Source organism: Synechococcus sp. Lug-A (assembly GCF_024345655.1).
Taxonomy (GTDB): Bacteria; Cyanobacteriota; Cyanobacteriia; order PCC-6307; family Cyanobiaceae; genus MW101C3.
In genome coordinates this window covers 30,983-49,507 of sequence record NZ_JAGQBN010000012.1, presented here as the reverse complement: position 1 = coordinate 49,507, position 18,525 = coordinate 30,983, and the positions used below count along the sequence as shown (strand labels likewise).

Sequence of the window (18,525 nt, the reverse complement as noted above, 5' to 3'; positions counted from 1 at the left end):
CTGGTTTGCCCGGCCACGTGCTCCGGCACGCTTCAGCCGAAGTGCCGGAACCCGGCTGGGCCCTGCAGTGGCTCCTCTGTTCCCTGCCAGAGCAGCCGTCCTGTGCCGGCCACCAGCCGGCCGAGGCAGTGCACCCCCGGCAGGCAGGCCTGCAGGCGCTGGGCCCACCGCTCCGGCAGGGCCAGCACCAGCTCGAAATCTTCTCCGCCGCCGAGGCACCAGTCGGTGGCCTCCCGTAACGGCGCCATGGCCGGATCGATCGGCAGGGCTGAGCGATCCAGCAGCGCATCGCAGCCGCTGGTGCCGGCGATGGCAGTGAGTGCCGCCGCGAGCCCATCGCTGCTATCGGTGCCGCCCACCCGCCAGGGATCCCCGGGGGGCTGGCTTTGCTCCAGAGCCGCCACCACATCAAGACGCGCCTGAGGGCGCCGGTGTGCTGCGATCGCCCGCTGCCGCAGGTCTTCATTCAGGTCGGTGGCGGCGATGCTGCCGGTGATGAGCCCGTGCAGCGGCTGCTCCAGCAGCAGCGCCAGGCCCAGGCGGCTGAGCCCGTGGAGACCACTGCACACCAGCACGTCACCAGCACAGCCGTCCTGCCGCCGGATCGGCCCCTGCGGGCCCAGCCGGCCCAGGGCCGTCACCGCCAGCAGGCGCTCGCTGCCGCTGCTGCAGTCGCCCCCGAGCAGCGGCGCGCCGGTGGTGGCCAGCGCCGCGGTCAGGCCGCCGTACACCCCTTCCACCCAGGCCCAGGGGGTGCGGGGTGGGGCCACCAGGCCCACGGTGAGCCCCACCACCTCACGGCAGCCCATGGCGGCCAGATCCGACAGGTTGGCGGCGGCGGCACGCCAGCCCAGATCGCCAGGGCCCATGGTGGCGTCGTTGAAGTGCACCCCCTCCACCAGCACATCGGTATTGACCACCAGCACCCCGCCAGCGCGCTCCTCGATCAGGGCGGCATCGTCATCGAACTGGCCCGGCGGCGCGAAGGCCCGCAGACGCTCGAGCAGTCGCCATTCGCCCAGATCGCCGAGCGTGGGCGTGGAGCCCTCGCCGCAGGCGGCCGGTGGCTCAGGCATGGGGCCGCAGGTTCTCGGCCCCCTCCAGCACCGTGGCCTTGACGATGCCGTCATCGGCGGTGAGTTCTTCGAGCACATCAAAGCCGTCGGTGACGTAGCCGAAGGCGGCATAGCGCCCATCGATCAGGTTCAGCCCAGCGGGGGTCAGCTCGGCTTCGAACAGGAAGAGGAAGAACTGGGAGGAGCCGTCGTCGAGGGCTTCATCGGAATGGGCCCAGCCCAGGGTGCCCTTGGTGGCGAAGGGCAGGGTCGGGGTGGCCTTGTACAGGCCCAGGTCCTCGAAGGTCTGGTTGTAGAAGGGGGCCGCTTCGCCGGGTACCTTGATCTCCAGGGGCACCGGGCGGTTGTGCTGTGTCCTGGGATCCACGAAGCCGTCGGCGGGACCGGCGGGATCGCCGGTCTGGAGCACATAGAAGTCTTCGGCCCGGATGAAGGGCAGAGCGTCATAGAAGCCCCGCTGCACAAGATCCACGAAGGCCCCCGCGGTGATCGGCGCGTTGTAGCCATCCACCACGGCAGTGAGATCGCCCTTGGTGGTGGTGAGTCTCACGGTGGCCCGGCCCAGCAGCCGCGGCAGGTCGTCGAAGGCGGCAGGAATGGTGAACGGGAACGGACCCACCAGCTCGGCCTCGGCGGCGCCGATCCGGCTGAGTGCCTCGCGGCGGGCATCCAGGAAGGCCTCCCGGTCCTGGCGCTCAGCTGCTGTCGCCATGTCCTGGAGGGATCCTTGCAACTGTTCGAGCAGGGCTTCCGCTTTGTCGCGGTCCGCCGGGTCGAAGCTGTCGAGCAGACCCACACGACGGGTACCCAGCAGCGACTGGGAGCGGCGCACCACATTGTTCAGGGCGCTCCAGCGCTTGGCGCGCAGGTCGTCGCTGGTGCTTTCGAGCCGGTGCTGGAGATCCTGCAGATCGGTGGCTTCGATCGGCAGCGCATCCCGCAGCAGGGCAGCGGGATCGGTGACGGCATTGCCTGGGGGTAGGGCTGCAGCGACAGGCCGGGGCGCCATCAGCCCCGTCGCTGCGCAAAGCACCACGGCCAGGAGCAGGGCCCACAAACCACCGACCCGGGTCCTCCGCATCTGTCCGTCTGCCGTTTTCCGGACTTTGGCACAGCCGGCCGGTCCCGTTCCATCCGGCGCTGTCGCTGCAGCCGCACGGCGGGGAGGGGCCGAAGGGCAGCCGTACAATCCCGCTGACCCGTTCCCTCGGAATGATCTCCAGCAACGACTTTCGTACAGGCACCACGATCGAGCTGGATGGTCAGGTCTGGAGGGTCGTCGAGTTTCTGCATGTAAAGCCCGGTAAGGGTTCCGCGTTCGTGCGCACCAAGCTCAAAGGTGTGCAGAGCGGCAGCGTGGTGGAGAAAACCTTCCGCGCCGGCGAAACCGTTCCCCAGGCCCTGCTGGAGAAGTCCACCCTTCAGCACACCTACATGGAAGGCGACGACTACGTGTTTATGGACATGGGCAGCTACGAGGAAACCCGCCTTACCGCCAACCAGATCGGCGATGGGCGCAAGTACCTCAAGGAGGGCATGGAGGTCAATGTGGTGTCGTGGAATGGGTCCCCACTTGAGGTGGAGCTGCCCAACTCCGTGGTGCTGGAAGTCACCCAGACCGACCCCGGCGTCAAGGGTGACACCGCTACCGGCGGCACCAAGCCGGCGATCGTGGAAACGGGCGCCCAGGTGATGGTGCCGCTGTTCATCTCGATCGGTGAAAAGATCAAGATCGATACCCGCACCGACAGCTACCTGGGTCGGGAGTCCTGAAGCGCCATGCAACTCGATAACAACCAGCTCCACGCCCTGCTCACCTTCCTTGAAGGCAGCGACATCCAGGAGTTGAAGCTGGAGGGGGAGGATTTTCGTCTTGAGGTGCGCCGCAACCTGCCGGCCCCCTACCCCGTTCCTGCGCCTGCCGCCTACGCCCCGGTGGCGATGGCAGCCCCCGCACAGGCTGCGCCGGCCCCAGTCGCCCCCCAGCCCTCCAGCGCGCCGCCTGCCGCCGCCGCCCTGCGGGCCGATCTGGTGGAGGTCACCGCACCGATGGTGGGCACCTTCTACCGGGCGGCTTCACCGGGAGATCCCCCCTTCGTGGAGCTCGGCAGTGTCATTTCGATCGGCCAGACCGTCTGCATCCTCGAAGCGATGAAGCTGATGAATGAGCTGGAGGCGGAAATGACCGGCCAGGTGGTGGAAATCCTGGTGGAGAACGGCACCCCGGTGGAGTTCGGCCAGGTGCTGATGCGCGTCAAGCCCGGCTGATCCGCGCTGGTGTCCAGCAGCCCCGCTCCGTACCCGCGCTGCTGCCGATCAGCCCAGGTCCCAGGCGGCGGTGAGCGCCGCCACCATGCTGTCGGCGCGGGCGATGCCAAGTCCGGCGATGTCGAAGGCGGTGCCGTGATCGGGGGAGGTGCGTAGGAAGGGCAGCCCCAGGGTCACATTCACGGCCGCATCGAAGGCGAGCAGCTTCACCGGAATCAGGCCCTGATCGTGATACAGAGCCAGATAGCCGTCCGATCCCTCACCGTCACCACGCCAGGCGGCGGCGGCACCCAGCCAGCAGGTGTCGGGCGGCACCGGCCCCACCAGCTCCACGTCCGGATGGCGTCGCCGCCAGCGGTCCAGTGCCGGCACCAGCCACTCGACCTCCTCCTTCCCGAGCTGGCCTGCTTCGCCGGCATGGGGGTTCAGGCCCGCCACTGACAGCCGCGGATAGGGCTTGAACCGCTGGCAGAAAGCCAGCAGAACGTCAAGCTTGCGCTCCACCAGCGCCCCATCGAGACAGCGCGGGATGGCCGCCAGCGGGATGTGCGTGGTGGCCAGCAGCGTGTTCAGACGCCAGGTGGTCAGAGGGGAGCGGGCTGTGAACAGCATCGAGGCCTCCATGCCGCCGGCCAGTTCCGCCAGCCGTTCGGTCTGGCCGGGGTAGTGATGGCCCGCTGCATGCCAGGCGTGCTTCGCGATCGGCGCTGTGGTGATGGCGCGGCAGCGGCCGCTGGTCACCAGCGCTGTGGCGGCGGTGAGCCAGGCGAAGCTGGCGGCACCACTGGCCGCTGAACCCTGGCCGGGCTGTGGCGCTACCTCCAGCGGCAGGTCCAGCACCTCCAGGCCGCCGGGGTCGGCCAGGGGAACGCTGCTCAGCGGCTCCAGGCGCCGGTAGGTGTCTTCCAGCCAGCGGCGGCAACCCACCAGCACCACCTCCGCTTGCCGATCGCCGAGCAGGGCCAGAGCCTTGAGAGCCACTTCCGCGCCGATGCCAGCCGGGTCACCGAGGGAGACGGCAATGGCAGCGGGCTTAGTCTCGCGCTGATGGGAGAGTGACGACATGTTTCGGTGGTTTCTGATCGGATTGGCGGTGGTCGGAACAGCCGTCGGTCTGGAGCGGGGCTGGGTCACCGTGGATGGCTGCCGCTTCATGCAGGACACGAAGCTCCCCACCCTCAAGAACCTTCAACCGGATGCGGCCGGAGTCTGCCCCGAGCCCGGCGCTGACGCCTCCCCCGCCGACAGCCAAAGCATCGAACGGGTGTTCACCCGCCGCTGAACGGGCCCGGCGGAGTCGGCCGGAGACGTGGGCTCATGCGGCCTGATCGCCGTTGCCGCGCGCGGCCGTCCGGCGCTCTTCGGCGAGGGCCTCGCGAAAACCCTCGCGGTAGCTGGGGTAGCGCAGGGTGTAGCCCAGGTCATGGCAGAGCCGATGGTTGCTGGCGCGGCGATTTTCCACCCAGAAGCTGAGTGCCATCGGGCTCATGCCACCGCAGATGTCCTCAAACCGCTCCACGGTCGGCAGTTTGCAGTCGAGCAGATGGGCGGCGTAGCCCAGGCTTTCCGTTGAGGGGCAGGGGCGGTCGTCGGAGAGGTTGACGATCCGCGGGCGCCGCTGGGGCGGCAGGCCGATGCAGTGGATCAGCGCTCCCACGATGTCATCGACATGGACGCGGCTGAACACCTGGCCCGGCTTGTGCACGAGCCTGCTGGTGCCCTGCAGCAGGTTCTGGAAGGGGCAGCGACCGGGCCCGTAGATCGCCGGCAGGCGAAAGATCTGCACCGGCAGGCCACTGCAATCCCACGCCTGCTCACAGGCCAGCCGGGCGCGACTGCGCGACGCCCCTGGTGCGGGAGGAGTGGTCTCGTCCACCCAGCGACCGCCATGGTCGCCGTAGACGCCGGTGGTGGAGAGGTAGCCGATCCACTGCAGCGGCAGCTGGGCCAGCAGCGGGGCCAGATGTTCGAGCACCGGATCCTTTCCCTGCCCGTCGGGCGGGATCGTCACCAGCACATGGGTGATGCCGTCGAGCGCCTCGGCATCGGGCAACGCGCCGTTGTCGGGGTCAAAGCTCAGCCAGCGCAGCGGCAGCGCGCTGCCAGCGGATCCCCAGGGGGTGAGCGCCTCCGGCTGGGCCGGCTGGCGGCGGGAGGTGACCGCTACCGGCAGCGCGTGTTCGGTGAGGGCCTGGGCGAACCGCAGTCCGCTGTAGCCACCGCCCAGCACCAGCACGCTGGCCGGCCGGCCATTGACATCACCGACCGTCATGAGTACACCTGTATCACATTCATGGCTTTCGTTGATGACCGCCTCTTCTCTCTCTAGCTCCCGCAGGGTGCCCGCCGGCCCCTTCGTGGCCCGGAGTCAGCGCCCCGCCGCGCTTCCCTCTGCCCGCACGGCCACCTGGAACACCGCTCTGGCCTGGGCTCCGGCCGTGCTCGCCCTCAGCCTGGTGCTGGTCGTCGCCGTGCTCGCCCCGGAAGCCCCGGAGCGGGAAGAGGGGATCTGCGTCCGCCACAACGGCCCGGTGGCCTGCCGGGTCTGGTGAACCGGCGAGGCGCGCTCAGGCCGCCTGAAAGGCCCAGTCCGTCCCCGCTGGAGTGGCTCCGGCATGGAGCGGCGGGCTGGAGCTGGGCTCCGGGTTGGCCCACTGGAGCAGCCGCACCGCCAGGCGTAGATCCCCATCCATCCAGGCACGGATCGCCATGGCCCGCCGCGGGTCGTAGAAGCGCTGACGCCGGTACCAATCGAAGGGATCGGCATCGCTTTTGTGGCCGTTGCAGGCCAGGCAGGCCGGCACGCAGTTCGCTGTCACGCTCAGGCCACCACGGCAGCGGGGCATCAGATGATCAATGGATTCGGAGCGATTGCCGCAGTAAATACAACGATTGTCAGTGTGTTTGTGGAGAGATTGACGCCAGCGCCTGACGCGAAGTTTGGGGCAGAGATCTTCAAGGAACACCGCATCTCTCGCGTGCATCCTGATGGCTCAGTTGCGGAGAGTTTGCCCCCACCTCAAGAGATGTCAATGTGTCGAGGATTGCTTTTTTCGGCCTTCAGCGCCAACGGTTGCCCGTCGCCCCGATTCGACTAAATTTGTCTTCGGCCCGCTTGCAGCGCCCCCGTCGCCAGCCGCTCTCCCGCCGTCAGCAGCTCTCCCTCGGTCAGCCGCTCCCTCGGACCCCGCACGGCTTCCGCCGCCACCTGTCTGCTGCGTCTCGGCCCATCGGGACAGATCGAGGTGGTCTCCCCCTTTGATCCCGTCACTCAGGCCCAGTTGCGCGCCGTGCGGCCCCGGGGCCAGTGGCAGGCGCGGCGTGGTTGCTGGGCCTTTCCGCTCGAGGCCTCGCTGGCCTTGCGCCAGCTGCTTGGCCAGCGCTTCCGGATCGATCCGGAGCTGGCGCAGTGGATGGAATGGCTGGAGCAGCCCCTGCCGCCCCTGCCGCCTCACCGCACCCTCGTGGCCCAGGCCGCCCTGGATCAGCCTCTGGCCGATGGGCGCCGTCTGTTCGCCCATCAGCGGCTGGCGGCGCGTTGGCTGCTGGCTCGTCGCGGTGCCCTGCTGGCCCACGCCATGGGCCTGGGCAAGACGCTCACGGCGTTGGTGGCAGCCCGGGCCATGGTCCGGGCGGCGGATTGCCGCATCGCCGTGGTGGCTCCAACTGCCCTCCATCCCCACTGGCGGCAGGAGGGCCTCTCCCTCGCCCTGGATCTGGAGCTGATCAGCTGGGCGGCCCTGCCGCGCTCGTTGCCGCCGGCCGCCACGGTGTTGATCGTGGATGAGGCCCATTTCGCCCAGAACATCCAGGCGGCGCGCACCCAGGCCCTGCTGCGGCTGGCCAGACATCCGCGGCTGCGGGCGATCTGGTTGCTCACCGGCACCCCGATGAAGAACGGCCGCCCGGTTCAGCTGTTTCCGCTGCTGGCGGCAATCGGCCATCCCCTCGCCCAAGACCGGCACGCCTACGAGGAGCGGTTCTGTCAGGGGCACTGGAGCGAACGGGGTGGACGGCGCCAGTGGCAGGCGGTCGGAGCCGAGCGGCTCGATGAAATCCAGCGGCTGACAAGGCCGCTCGTGCTCCACCGCCGCAAGCAGGATTGCCTCGATCTGCCTCCAAAGTGCCGCCGCATGCTCCCGGTGGCGCTCGGGGAGTCCCAGGCGATGGCGTTCGAGCAGGAACTGGCCGCCAGGCTGGACGACTACCGCTGCCGGGCCGCCAGGGGCGAGGTGCGCCGCGACGCCGAGCCCCTCGCCATGCTCACCGCCCTGCGCCGGATCGGTGCCCAGCACAAGCTGCCTGCCGCCATCCAGCTGGTGGAGGCTCTTCTGCGCCAGGGGGAGGCCGTGGTGCTGTTCACCGCCTTCGTGGCCAGTGCCGAACAGCTGCAGGCCCGCCTGGGTGGCGCGCTGCTCACGGGTCGGCTGAAGGCGTTGGAGCGCCAGGCACAGGTGGATCGCTTCCAGGCCGGGGCGACGCCCTGCCTGGTGGCCACTTTCGGGGCTGGTGGCTTGGGCTTCACGCTGCACAGGGCCGCCCATGTGGTGCTGTTGGAGCGCCCCTGGACGCCGGGGGACGCGGAGCAGGCGGAGGACCGCTGCCACCGCATCGGCATGGCCGGACCGCTCACCAGCCATTGGCTGCAGCTGGGCGTGGCCGATCAGCTCGTGGACGGGATCATCGCCAGCAAGGCCGAGCGCATCACGCTGCTGCTGGAAGGCCGTCAGACGGCTCTGCGGCGCCAGGCGCTGCCGGCGATGGTGCGGCAGCTGTTCGAGCGCTGGTGATCATGGCGCAGTCCTCGGTTTCCAGTGATGGCTGACCCGTGCCCCGCGAGCCGTGCCCAACGACCGTGATTGGTCAGCGTGGGGCGGGTCAGCACCGCCCTGATCAGGTGCCAGGCAGCGGTGCCTTCTCCTGGCAGCCCTCCAGCCGGATGCGGATGTCGATGGCCAACTGGGAGTCCTCCGCTTGGTTGCCCTGTTGCCGCAGCAGCTGGGCGGCCCGTTCGATGTCCCTGCAGGCGGCCTCCTGATCGCCCCCCAGGCTGTGCAGCACGGAGCGCTCGCTCAAGGGGCGGGGATCGGTGGGGAAGGCCTGCACCGATGCGTCACAGCGCTGCAGCGCCGCCGGCAATTCCGCCAGTTTCACCTCACGCAGGCAGTCGTCGTTGGCTGGCGCGTCGCCCAGCTCCGGCGGCGGCGCCGCCGCACAGCCGATCAACGCCAAGCCGGCCAGGGCGACCGTGGTGAGCAGGCGGATCCCCTGCAGCCGGTTCCTGCTCAAGTGCAGTGCAACACCTTCAATTGTTGTAGCGCTCCTCGCGGGTCATGCCCCCCTGGATCGGCACCGGCCCGCTGGAGGTGACGGCAGGAGCCGCAGGGGCAGGGTTCTCGCTGCCGAACAGCGCCCCCAGGTACTGGCCGCAATCGGGGAAGGCGTCCGGGTTGTTGACCACCGCCTCGGTGATCATCACGGCGCCGTGCTGCGGAGATGTCTTGAACAGGCTCGCGGATTGCCGCCGGATCAGGGCATAGGCCGCCGTCCAGCTCACCTCGTGGTTGTTGCCCGCCTTGCGCATGAAGCAGTACACCTGCGCGCCCTTGCTGCCTTGATCGGCAGGCAGCGCTGTGGTGGCCTGGCTCAAGGCGGGCTGTGGGATCGCCCCGGCCGTCAGCAGGGAACCAGCCAGCGTGAACAGACCTGCTGTGAGGGCGGTGCGGATGCGGCGAAAGGAGCTGGCTCGCAGAGCACCGGCTGGAGCAAGGCCGGACTCGGTGGCGCTGGCTTGCAGAGTGCCGGCCCGAACAGTGTCGTGGCGAACAGTGTCTTGGTGAACAGTGGCGCGGCGAACAGTGGGGTGCTGCATGGAAGGGTGGAGGCGGGCCCGAGGCTGCTGGGCCCAACGTATCGGCCGTGCTTCGGCTGTCGAGGGGCCTCTGTGGCGGTTATGGCCAGGGCCGGGCTCAGCCCGATGACGAACCGCCCGTGCTGCCGAGCACCAGGCGCACGATCACAGGCAGCACCAGCAGCACGGTGATCAACCGCACGGCATGCAGGGCCGCCACGGCCGCCCCTACACCGAACTGCGCTCCCACAAGGCTCATGCCGCTGATGCCCCCCGGTGCTGCGCCCAGCAGGGTGATGACCGGATCCACGCCCAGCAAACGGCTCGACCACAACCCCACCACCAGGCCGGTGGCCACCAGGGCCACGGTGATCAGGATCGCCGGCCGCCACAACACACGCAGCTCCGCCAGCGCGGCACTCGTGAGCCCAGTGCCGATCACCGTGCCGATGCCGATCTCCAGCAGGGTGCGGGTTCCGGTGGGCCATTGGGCCACTTCGAGGCGCCCGCTCATGCTCGCCACGGCCGCTCCAAGCAGCGCGCCGGCCAAAGGGGCAGCAGGAATTCCGGTACGCAGAGCCAGTAGGCCCCCGGCCGTCCCGCACAGCAGATAGAGCACCAAAGTCGCTGGTGCAGCCATGAAGAAGATCCGCTGGTGGGATCCCTCAGTCTGAAAGACGACTTGAGCCCGCCGGGGATGTGTGTTGTCATCGGCGTTACCGACTTTGCCTGCGATGACGACCGAATCGGTGTCTTTCCGGATCACGCGAACCGCCGAGGATCTTGCCCAGACGGTGGCCGCCCTTTCCCATCGGCTGGTGAAGCTGGAACAGCGGCTTGGCGCCCTTGAAACGGCGATCCAGCGGCCTGAGTCGCCAGACCAGGCTCAGCTCGATGCCCTCGACCACGTGGAAGCGCTGCTTCAGGACTGCCGGCAGCTGCTTGATGAGCCAGGTCCCCAGGCGGAGGCGGTGGCCGAAGTGTTCCTGTCATCGGCACCCGAGCCGCAGAGCTACCGGGACGCCGCATAGCTCACCTTCTCTCGATGCACTGGCCAGGGGTGGCAGAATGAAAAGAAAGCGAACATGGCTTTCACCTATCCCGCTTGCCCCCTGCCACGGCCCCTCGGGTCGGCTGGGCTGAACGCCACCGGAACCTCCGCCTCCCGCACGTTCCCTTCCTGCACACCCCCTTCCGCTTATGTGGAGCGGGGTCACCAACGCGAAAAGCTTGAATTCGCCCTTGCTGTGGCGGTGAGTCGGGGTGATCAGTCTCGCGTGGAAGCCCTGAGATCGCAGATTGCCGATCTTGTCGACGAGGGAGAAGAGCCTGGAACATGAGCGTTTGGCGGCAGGCCCAGCCGTATGGCGGTCGGCAAAGCTGTTACTTTTCGCTGCGGCAAGAACTCAGGCAGCTCTGCTCGAAACCCCATACACTTGCGCTATTCATGATCTCCGGTTTTGACAGTCGTCGCTAAAAGCATGGCGGTGAAAGCAGTTTCGCACGAGCAGCGTTCTGCCCTCCTTCAAGAGATCAGCCGCCATGAGTCTGCTGCCAAAGCGGCAGCGCAAGAGGGCGATCTGGCTGAATCTGCGCGCTGCATTCTGCTGCTCCTCGAGTGCGAGCGTCGTGTGGGCGGCCTTGGCCCCCAGGTGTTGCAACTGATCAAACCCCGCGCCTGAGCCTGCACCCCCGCCTGGGTCAGCGGGCACCCTGCCGATCACGGCCTCACCCGGCCTGGCCTTCCCCAGGCAGGTGTTGAGCCAACGCCCTCGCGCTGCCTGCCTGGTGTGACGGCCTCACGGTCTGCCGCGCAAGGGTCAATGCCGCACCGCCCCTGCGCAGCGTTATCCGATCCGGCAGATGCCACAAGGGTTCCGGCGATGCTGGATAGGACCGGCAGATGTGAGGAACAGTCCTGAGCCGCAGACGGGCAACCTGCAGGTCGTTAGGGGGAAGGCGGAGAGTGCTTGAGAGCCTCAATCCAAGTGCTGCCAGGCGGTTGGGTGGCTTCCGATTAGCCAGGGGTGCGATTCATTCGCTGCACACGCTTCACTTCAATGCCCGATCATTGGGCGATGTGCTTGGAGCTGAAGCAGCTTCAGCAGTTAAGTGCTAAAAAGCTGAAATCAATTCAAATTGAAAATCTTTCAAGCGGGTGACCGGATTCGAACCGGCGACGTTCAGCTTGGGAAGCTGACATTCTACCACTGAATTACACCCGCATTCCTGCAATGTAGCAAGGTGCCGGAAGGCGGCCTCCTGGAAGGCCGCCCCGCGCGCTGCGCCTCAGCGGGCCAGCTCGGTGGCAGCGGCTGCCATGCCGGCTCCCACGGTGGCTGTGGCCATGCCCATCTCCTGCAGGGTGGCTTCGATCGCCGCCACCGCCGTGAGCACATCCCGGTCGCAGACGAAGCCGAGGTGGCCGATGCGGAACACCGAGCCCTTCAGGTGGTCCTGGCCGCCGGCCAGCAGGATGTCGTAGCGGGCCTTCACTTTCTTGCGCAGCACTTCGGCATCGATGCCGCTGGGTGCCACGGCGGTGATCGAGGGGCTGCCGTGGCCCTCCGCCGCGTACAGCGGCAGGCCGATCGCCTTCATGGCCGCGCTCACCGCGCGCCGGTGGCGTTCATGCCGGGTGAAGATCGCTTCCAGGCCTTCGCTCTGCATCATGTCGAGGGCGGCCTCGAGCGCGAAGTAGAGGTTCACCGGAGGGGTGAACGGATTGCTGTCCTGGGCGGCCGCTTTTCGATAGGCGCCGAGGTTCAGATAGAACTTGGGCAGGTCGGAGCGCTGCTGTGCCTGCCAGGCCCGCTCGCTCATGCCCACGAAGCCCAGGCCGGGCGGCATCATGTAGCCCTTCTGGGAGCCCGAGCCCACCACGTCGAGGCCCCAGGCGTCCATGGGCACGTTGCAGGCCCCCAGGCTGGTGACACAGTCGGCCACAATCAAGGCCTGGCCGTGGGCATGCACGTGCCGGGCGATCGTTTCCAGGTCGTTGATCACGCCCGTCGAGGTTTCCGAGTGGGTGAGGATCACCGCACGGATCGCTTTGTCCGTATCCGCCTCCAGCGCCACACGGAAGGCGTCCGGATCCAGAGGCTGGCCCCATTCGGCCTTGATCACCTGCACATCCAGCCCGTAGGCCTTCGCCACCTTGACCCAGCGCTCACCGAACTTGCCGTTGTCGCCGCAGATCACCTTGTCGCCGCGGCTGAGGATGTTGATGATCCCCGCCTCCATCGCCGCCGTGCCGCTGCCGGCGAGCACCAGCACATCGCTGCTGGTCTGATGCAGCCACTTGAGCTGCGCGGTGGTGCGCTTCACGATCGCCTGGAAATCGGCGCTGCGATGGCCGATCGGGTGGCGGCTCATCGCCAGCAGGACGGTCTCCGGCACCGGCGTGGGACCGGGAATCATCAGGGTGAGCTTGTCCTGCATGGGGAGTGGAAACGCGGGGGCGCAGCGGCACAATCAACCACCTTAAAAAACGGATGGTGAACGCTTCACCCGGCTACACCCTGCCGGTGTGGGTGACGGCGGCGGCGTGTGCCGCCGTGCAGGCGCTCCAGCGGGCGGAAGCTGGCCCTGCGGCTGCCTTCGAGGGCCTGCTGACACTGGAGTTGCTCGAGCCGCCCGGGCTGCGGCCGGTGCCGGTGGAAGCGGCGGCTCCGATCGGGCCAGGCCGAGCTCTCGGCATCAGTCGCTGCGACCCCGGCGCCGGCCTGGATCTCACCCGTGGCCTGGCGGTGTGGGTGGTGGCCTGCTGGATCCAGCCGCCGCCGGCCGGCGGCTCGTGCTTCGTGCTGGAGGCCGGCGAAGGGGTGGGGGTGCATGGCGCGACGGGTGACCTGTGCGCCTCCGCCTATGCCCGTGCCCTGCTGGAGGCGAACCTGCGGCCCTTGGTCGGTGCCGGCCGGGCGGTGTGCCTGCGGCTCGTGCTGCCTGAGGGCCGGGCCCTGGCGCTGCGCACCAGCAACGCGGCCTTCGGCGTGGTCGACGGACTGGCGCTGATCGGCACCCAGGCGGAGGTGCAGCGCAGCGCCGCTCCCGATCAACTGCAGGCCTGCCTGGCGGCCCTGGCGGCGCGCACCGCCACGGCCGGCTTCAACGGTGATCTCGTGCTTGTGATCGGCGAAAACGGCCTCGATCTGGCGCCCAGCCTGGGGCTCCCCGCCGGGCTGCTTCTCAAGGCCGGCAACTGGCTGGGGCCGGTGCTGGTGGCGGCGGCGGAAGCGGGAGTGCGCCGCCTGCTGCTGTTCGGCTACCACGGCAAGTTGATCAAGCTGGCCGGTGGGATCTTCCACACCCACCACCATCTCGCCGATGGCCGCGCCGAGGTGCTCACCGCCCTGGCGGCCCTTGAAGGTCTCAGCGGCGAGGCCCTCGGCCGCCTGCATGGTGCCGCCACCGTGGAGGCAGCGCTGAGCGAACTGGTGGCGGTGGACCCTGCCCTGGCCCAGCGGCTGGAGCGGCGCATCGCCGCGGCCATTGAGCAACGCAGCATGGCCTATCTGGCCCGCTACGGCAGCTTCCCCATGCGCGTGGGGGCCGCGCTGTTCGACCGCCGGCGCCAGCTGCGTGTGTGCGGACCTCAAGGCCAGGAGTTGCTGGAGGCATTCCGGCACCCTCTAGGGTGAGTCCCTCAGGCCTGGCGGCCCATGCGGGGCCTTGCTCCGGGGGCAACGCATCCGGCCAGCCGCCGATCAAGAAGCGTTCCGGTCGTATGTCTCAAGCTTCACAGTCGCTGGAACAGCCGGAGAGCCAGCGCCACCCGGCGATCGTGATCCTCGATTTCGGATCCCAGTATTCGGAGCTGATCGCGCGCCGTGTGCGGGAAACCGAGGTGTATTCCCTGGTGATGGGCTACGCCACCAGCGCCGATGAGCTGCGCGAGCTGGCCCCCAAAGGCATCATCCTCAGCGGTGGCCCCAGCTCGGTGTATGCCGAAGGGGCGCCTGTGTGCGATCCGGGCCTCTGGGATCTGGGCATTCCGGTGCTCGGGGTCTGCTACGGCATGCAGCTGATGGTGCAGCAGCTGGGCGGCAACGTGGTGGCGGCGGGGCGCGGAGAATACGGCAAGGCACCGCTTCAGGTGGACGATCCCACCGATCTGCTCACCAACGTGGAAAACGGCTCCACGATGTGGATGAGCCATGGCGATTCGGTGGAGACTCTGCCGCCTGGATTCGCGCGGCTGGCCCATACCAGGAACACGCCGGAAGCGGCAGTGGCGGATCATCGCCGCCATCTTTATGGCGTGCAGTTCCATCCCGAAGTGGTGCACTCCACCGGTGGCATGGTGATGATCCGGAACTTCGTTTATCACATCTGCGGCTGCGAGCCAGATTGGACCACCAGCGCCTTCATTGAAGAAGCCGTGGCCGATGTTCAGGCCCGTGTCGGCAGCAAACGGGTACTGCTCGCCCTCTCCGGCGGCGTGGATTCCTCCAGCCTCGCCTTTCTGCTGCACAGGGCGATCGGGGACCAGCTCACCTGCATGTTCATCGACCAGGGCTTCATGCGCAAAGGGGAGCCTGAATTCCTGATGGAGTTCTTCGATCGCCAGTTCCATATTCGCGTGGAATATATCAATGCCCGTGATCGTTTCATTGCCAAGCTCAAGGGCATCACCGATCCGGAAGAGAAGCGCAAAATCATCGGTGCCGAGTTCATCCGTGTGTTCGAGGAGGAGAGCAAGCGACTCGGCCCCTTCGATTACCTCGCCCAGGGCACCCTCTATCCCGATGTGATCGAATCGGCCGGCACCGGCGTGGATCCCAAGACCGGCGAACGGGTGGCTGTGAAAATCAAGAGCCACCACAACGTGGGTGGCCTACCCAAGGATCTGCAGTTCAAGCTGGTGGAGCCGCTGCGGCGTCTGTTCAAAGATGAGGTGCGCAAGGTGGGCCGCAGCCTCGGCCTGCCCGAAGAGATCGTGCGCCGCCATCCCTTCCCGGGGCCTGGCCTAGCGATCCGCATCCTGGGCGAGGTCACGGCCGAGAACCTCAACATCCTGCGCGATGCCGATCTGGTGGTGCGCGAGGAGGTGCGGGATGCAGGGCTCTACCACGACATCTGGCAGGCGTTTGCGGTGCTGCTGCCGGTGCGCAGCGTTGGTGTGATGGGCGACAAGCGCACCTACGCTTATCCGATCGTACTCCGTTGCGTGTCCAGCGAAGACGGCATGACCGCCGATTGGTCGCGCTTGCCCTACGACCTGCTGGAGAAGATCTCCAACCGCATCGTCAATGAGGTGCGGGGCGTGAACCGGGTGGTATACGACATCACCAGCAAGCCTCCCGGCACGATCGAGTGGGAGTGACAGCCGGCTGAAGGCGCCTCCGGCGGCGTTCTTTTGTCTGGTCTGGGTCTGGTCTGGCCCGCCCGGGACAGCTTCGATACCATCGGGGCCCGGCCTTCCTCTCTTGACTGTCGCCCTCGAGCAGGACCCGCAGCTGCAGCGCCGCCTCCAGCAGGACAGCATCCAGCTGGCCGGAAAGGTGATCTACCTCAATCCCTTTCTGTATTGGCGGCGCTTCGATGCCAACACCGACCGCTGGTTGCGCGAACCCGGTCAGCTGCAGGAGGAGCAGATTCTCGCCAACCGGGGTCGCTTCTACCCCGAGGTGCTGTGGGAGGAGATCCCCGAGCAGGAGGCGCAGATCAAGGATGGCGCCGTGGAGATGTTCCTCAAGACCCTGGAACTGATCAGCACCTTCAACCCCGAGCTCAGCGCCGGCCACCTGCTGGAGGTGGAGCGCAAGATGGCCGTCACCAAGAAACGCTCCTTCGAGCGCTGGGTGGAGAAGTCATTGCGCCGCCGGCAGACGTTGGAGCGGCAGGAGCGCCGCCGCTTCGATCGGGAGCGGCTGCTGCGCAGCTGGGGAGAGTGGGCAGGGCTGGAGGTCACCCGACAGGCCGTGCTGCCGTTCACCGCGGTGCTGGTGCTGGCAGTGGGGGCCGGTTGGATGGTGGGCTCGCGCGAGTTCTGCCGCCAGATGATCGTCGATCCCGGCGTGCAGCGGCTGCCCTGAGTCCCTGCCACCTCCGGAGGGCGTCAAACTGGGGGCAAAGCCGCTCGCCTGCGCGGGTGGTGCTGCCTCGGTTGCTTCGGCATGGCTGATCCTCTCGATTCCCTTCGGCTCGCGCTGATGCAGGAGGTATTGCCGGTAGGTATGGCGGTGGTCGAGCGGGCGCGCAAGGGGGGCCCGCGCGAGGTGGTGGAAGCGTTCACCGCTTCGTCCGACCCGCTCGCCCAGCTGAAGCAGGAAGGCGATCCAGCGGCGCGGGCCGTGCGCCAGAGCCTTGATCAGATCCAGCCCGGTCTGGGCAATCCCGTGATGAAGGTGGAGGTGCACGATGTGGCCCCGCCACCGCCCTGGTCGCCGCAGGCGGGCGATCCGGCCGCCACCGGATTCTCAGAGGCCGCAGACCCGCAGCGGGAGCGGGAGGCGCTGCAGACCACCCTGGCCCGGATCTCCGAGCGCCTGGCGCTGCTCCAGCACCGCCTGGAGGCCTGACGCCCATGGCCGCTGGGCATCTGCACGGACAGGCCCGCCACGCGGGCATGCGGCACCAGCCGGCCTGGCTGCTCGGGCTGATCGTGCTGGTGCTGGGGGCGATGGGCGCCCGGCTCGTGTGGCTGCAGCTCGCGCAGGGGGCAGAGAACAAGCTGCTGGCGGATCAGAACCGCATTCGCCTGCTGCCGCGCCATCCGATGCGCGGCCGTCTGCTTGATCGCAACGGCCAGGTGCTGGCCAGCAGCCGCCTCACCTACAACCTCTACATCCAGCCCCGGCTTGTCGATGACGCAGCCTGGCCGTCGCTGCGGGTGCAGTTGGCTGCGCTGCTGGCGCTCGACCCGGCGCAGCTTGATGCCAAACGCAAGGACGGCAGAGCCGTGGACGGCTTCCGCGTTGAACTGGCGGGCCCCCTCAGCACCGAGCAGGTGTTGCGTTTTCGCGAGCAGGCCGAGTCGCTCAAAGGGGCTGATGTGGATGTCGACGTGCTGCGCGCCTACCCGCACGGACGGCTCGGCGCCCACGTGCTCGGCTACACGAGCAGCATCACGGAGGAGGAATACAAGGAGCTGTCTGAAACGGGCTACCGCCTGCAGGACCGTATCGGTCGCACCGGCCTGGAGCGCGTCTACGAGAACCACCTGCGCGGCGAGTGGGGGGGACAGCAGCTGGAGGTGAACGCCGATGGGCAGGTGCAGCGGGTGCTGGGCGACAAGCCGTCGCGGGCCGGCAACGATCTGCGCCTCACCCTCGATCTGGAGCTGCAGAAGGCGGCCGAGAAGGCCCTCAGCGGGGTGAGCAAGGGGGCGATCGTGGCGATGGATCCCCAGACCGGCGCGATCCGGGCCATGGCCAGCCGCCCGAACTTCGATCCCAACATCTTCTCAGAGGGCCCCACCACAGCGCAGTGGAACGAGCTCAACCGCCCGGAAGCCCCCATGCTCAACCGGGCGCTGCGGGGGTTCCCGCCCGCCAGCACCTTCAAGGTGATCACCGCGATCGCGGGGCTGGAATCGGGCTTGTTCAATCCCGCCTCCACCATCCTCACCTCAGGCTCCTTCTGCTACGACGGCCAGTGCTACGCGGATCACGGCAGCTTCGGCAGCATCGGCTTCCGCCTGGCCATGGCGGTGAGCAGCAACAGCTTCTTCTACCGGCTGGGCCTCAAGACCGGCCCCGATGAACTGTTCAGAGCGGCCCGCCGCCTGGGCTACGGCAGTCTCACCGGTGTCGAACTCAAGGGGGAGGAGAGCCCCGGCTTGCTGGGCGATCCCGCCTGGAAGCGCCAGGTGCTCGATGAGCCGTGGACCTCGGTGGACACGATCACCTCCTCGATCGGCCAGGGGGCCGTCACCGTGACGCCGCTGCAGATGGCCCGTCTGTATGCGGCAATCGCCAACGGCGGCTGGCTGGTGACGCCCCACCTGGCGGAGCGGCCGGTGGAGCGCCGCTGGATCGGCCTCAAACCCAGCACCTTGAAAGTGTTGCGGGAGGGCCTGCGCGATGCGGTCACCAGCGGCACGGCCACCCTGCTGAACGACCCTTCGCTGCCCGCCGTGGCCGGCAAGACAGGCACCGCCGAGGATCCCCCCCGGCCAGACCATGCCTGGTTCGGCGGCTATGCGCCGGCGGGCAAGCCCAACCTGGTGATCATTGCCTTCGGCGAGAACAGTGGCGGCTACGGCGGCACCGTTGCCGCACCGATGGTGAAGGCCCTGCTCACCACCTGGTTCCGTGACACCCTGCCCCAGCTGCGCAACTGAAGCCGCCAGCAGGTGACATCGGATGGCTTCAAGCTGCTACGGGG

21 protein-coding genes and 1 tRNA gene are annotated in these 18,525 nt (G+C 67.9%); 12 read left to right on the top strand and 10 right to left on the bottom strand.

The window, feature by feature from the left end:
• Nucleotides 1-32 precede the first annotated feature (32 nt).
• Complete coding sequence (gene thiL, locus KBY86_RS10245; protein ID WP_255141024.1) at nt 33-1,076, bottom strand: thiamine-phosphate kinase; 1,044 nt, start codon at nt 1,074-1,076, stop codon at nt 33-35.
• A complete protein-coding gene (locus KBY86_RS10240; protein WP_255141023.1) occupies nt 1,069-2,085 on the bottom strand; it encodes a peptidylprolyl isomerase in 1,017 nt (338 codons plus the stop codon). The genes thiL and KBY86_RS10240 overlap by 8 nt, the downstream gene beginning before the upstream one ends.
• A 203-nt stretch (nt 2,086-2,288) precedes the next feature.
• Between KBY86_RS10240 and efp the strand changes: the two genes are divergently transcribed.
• Nucleotides 2,289-2,849 carry an elongation factor P gene (gene efp / locus KBY86_RS10235; protein WP_094511175.1) on the top strand — a complete coding sequence of 187 codons (561 nt, stop codon included), beginning with the start codon at nt 2,289-2,291 and terminating at the stop codon, nt 2,847-2,849.
• Between the two features lie 6 nt (nt 2,850-2,855).
• The gene (accB, locus tag KBY86_RS10230; protein ID WP_255141022.1) at nt 2,856-3,344 is read left to right on the top strand and encodes an acetyl-CoA carboxylase biotin carboxyl carrier protein; all 489 of its coding nucleotides are present in this window, start codon (nt 2,856-2,858) and stop codon (nt 3,342-3,344) included.
• Between the two features lie 48 nt (nt 3,345-3,392).
• Here the strand turns inward: accB and pdxA are convergent, their stop codons facing one another.
• The gene (pdxA, locus tag KBY86_RS10225) at nt 3,393-4,409 is read right to left on the bottom strand and encodes a 4-hydroxythreonine-4-phosphate dehydrogenase PdxA (RefSeq protein WP_255141021.1); all 1,017 of its coding nucleotides are present in this window, start codon (nt 4,407-4,409) and stop codon (nt 3,393-3,395) included.
• Here pdxA and KBY86_RS10220 point away from each other — a divergent pair.
• Complete coding sequence (locus KBY86_RS10220; protein ID WP_255141020.1) at nt 4,408-4,626, top strand: hypothetical protein; 219 nt, start codon at nt 4,408-4,410, stop codon at nt 4,624-4,626. The genes pdxA and KBY86_RS10220 overlap by 2 nt on opposite strands.
• 33 nt (nt 4,627-4,659) lie before the next feature.
• Here the strand turns inward: KBY86_RS10220 and KBY86_RS10215 are convergent, their stop codons facing one another.
• The gene (locus KBY86_RS10215) at nt 4,660-5,616 is read right to left on the bottom strand and encodes an SDR family NAD(P)-dependent oxidoreductase (protein WP_255141019.1); all 957 of its coding nucleotides are present in this window, start codon (nt 5,614-5,616) and stop codon (nt 4,660-4,662) included.
• 34 nt (nt 5,617-5,650) lie between these two features.
• Between KBY86_RS10215 and KBY86_RS10210 the strand changes: the two genes are divergently transcribed.
• The gene (locus tag KBY86_RS10210) at nt 5,651-5,896 is read left to right on the top strand and encodes a hypothetical protein (protein ID WP_255141018.1); all 246 of its coding nucleotides are present in this window, start codon (nt 5,651-5,653) and stop codon (nt 5,894-5,896) included.
• Nucleotides 5,897-5,911: 15 nt separating this feature from the next.
• Here the strand turns inward: KBY86_RS10210 and KBY86_RS10205 are convergent, their stop codons facing one another.
• A complete protein-coding gene (locus KBY86_RS10205; RefSeq protein ID WP_094511169.1) occupies nt 5,912-6,328 on the bottom strand; it encodes an HNH endonuclease in 417 nt (138 codons plus the stop codon).
• A 261-nt stretch (nt 6,329-6,589) separates the two neighbouring features.
• On the opposite strand from KBY86_RS10205, the gene KBY86_RS10200 reads away from it, so the two are divergent.
• Entirely contained in the window at nt 6,590-8,134 is a 1,545-nt protein-coding gene (locus tag KBY86_RS10200) for a DEAD/DEAH box helicase (RefSeq protein ID WP_255141017.1), read from the top strand.
• Between the two features lie 103 nt (nt 8,135-8,237).
• Here KBY86_RS10200 and KBY86_RS10195 read toward each other — a convergent pair whose 3' ends face one another.
• From KBY86_RS10195 to KBY86_RS10185, 3 genes are all read right to left on the bottom strand, one after another.
• Nucleotides 8,238-8,633 carry a hypothetical protein gene (locus KBY86_RS10195; RefSeq protein ID WP_255100489.1) on the bottom strand — a complete coding sequence of 132 codons (396 nt, stop codon included), beginning with the start codon at nt 8,631-8,633 and terminating at the stop codon, nt 8,238-8,240.
• A gap of 16 nt (nt 8,634-8,649) precedes the next feature.
• Nucleotides 8,650-9,216 (bottom strand): DUF6554 family protein, encoded by a 567-nt coding sequence (locus KBY86_RS15310; protein WP_399221393.1) that lies wholly within the window; start codon nt 9,214-9,216, stop codon nt 8,650-8,652.
• A 97-nt stretch (nt 9,217-9,313) separates the two neighbouring features.
• Nucleotides 9,314-9,844 carry an AbrB family transcriptional regulator gene (locus KBY86_RS10185; RefSeq protein ID WP_255100712.1) on the bottom strand — a complete coding sequence of 177 codons (531 nt, stop codon included), beginning with the start codon at nt 9,842-9,844 and terminating at the stop codon, nt 9,314-9,316.
• Between the two features lie 85 nt (nt 9,845-9,929).
• On the opposite strand from KBY86_RS10185, the gene KBY86_RS10180 reads away from it, so the two are divergent.
• Both KBY86_RS10180 and KBY86_RS10170 read left to right on the top strand, forming a co-directional pair.
• Nucleotides 9,930-10,226: a hypothetical protein gene (locus KBY86_RS10180; RefSeq protein ID WP_255100490.1), complete on the top strand. Its 297-nt coding sequence runs from the start codon at nt 9,930-9,932 to the stop codon at nt 10,224-10,226.
• 429 nt (nt 10,227-10,655) lie between these two features.
• The gene (locus KBY86_RS10170; RefSeq protein ID WP_255141016.1) at nt 10,656-10,877 is read left to right on the top strand and encodes a hypothetical protein; all 222 of its coding nucleotides are present in this window, start codon (nt 10,656-10,658) and stop codon (nt 10,875-10,877) included.
• 471 nt (nt 10,878-11,348) lie between these two features.
• Here KBY86_RS10170 and KBY86_RS10165 read toward each other — a convergent pair.
• Nucleotides 11,349-11,420: transfer RNA gene (locus tag KBY86_RS10165), tRNA-Gly, on the bottom strand.
• Between the two features lie 64 nt (nt 11,421-11,484).
• Nucleotides 11,485-12,636 (bottom strand): alanine--glyoxylate aminotransferase family protein, encoded by a 1,152-nt coding sequence (locus KBY86_RS10160; protein ID WP_094511162.1) that lies wholly within the window; start codon nt 12,634-12,636, stop codon nt 11,485-11,487.
• A gap of 53 nt (nt 12,637-12,689) precedes the next feature.
• On the opposite strand from KBY86_RS10160, the gene cbiD reads away from it, so the two are divergent.
• From cbiD to mrdA, 5 genes are all read left to right on the top strand, one after another.
• Nucleotides 12,690-13,835 (top strand): cobalt-precorrin-5B (C(1))-methyltransferase CbiD, encoded by a 1,146-nt coding sequence (gene cbiD, locus KBY86_RS10155; protein ID WP_255141015.1) that lies wholly within the window; start codon nt 12,690-12,692, stop codon nt 13,833-13,835.
• A gap of 86 nt (nt 13,836-13,921) precedes the next feature.
• The gene (gene guaA, locus KBY86_RS10150) at nt 13,922-15,520 is read left to right on the top strand and encodes a glutamine-hydrolyzing GMP synthase (protein ID WP_255100493.1); all 1,599 of its coding nucleotides are present in this window, start codon (nt 13,922-13,924) and stop codon (nt 15,518-15,520) included.
• Between the two features lie 103 nt (nt 15,521-15,623).
• Nucleotides 15,624-16,232, top strand: coding sequence for a hypothetical protein (locus KBY86_RS10145; RefSeq protein WP_255141014.1), 609 nt, complete (start codon nt 15,624-15,626; stop codon nt 16,230-16,232).
• 81 nt (nt 16,233-16,313) lie between these two features.
• On the top strand, nt 16,314-16,718 hold the full coding sequence (locus tag KBY86_RS10140; protein ID WP_255141013.1) for a hypothetical protein: 405 nt from the start codon (nt 16,314-16,316) through the stop codon (nt 16,716-16,718).
• Nucleotides 16,719-16,723: 5 nt separating this feature from the next.
• Entirely contained in the window at nt 16,724-18,481 is a 1,758-nt protein-coding gene (gene mrdA / locus KBY86_RS10135) for a penicillin-binding protein 2 (RefSeq protein WP_255141012.1), read from the top strand.
• Nucleotides 18,482-18,525 lie beyond the last annotated feature (44 nt).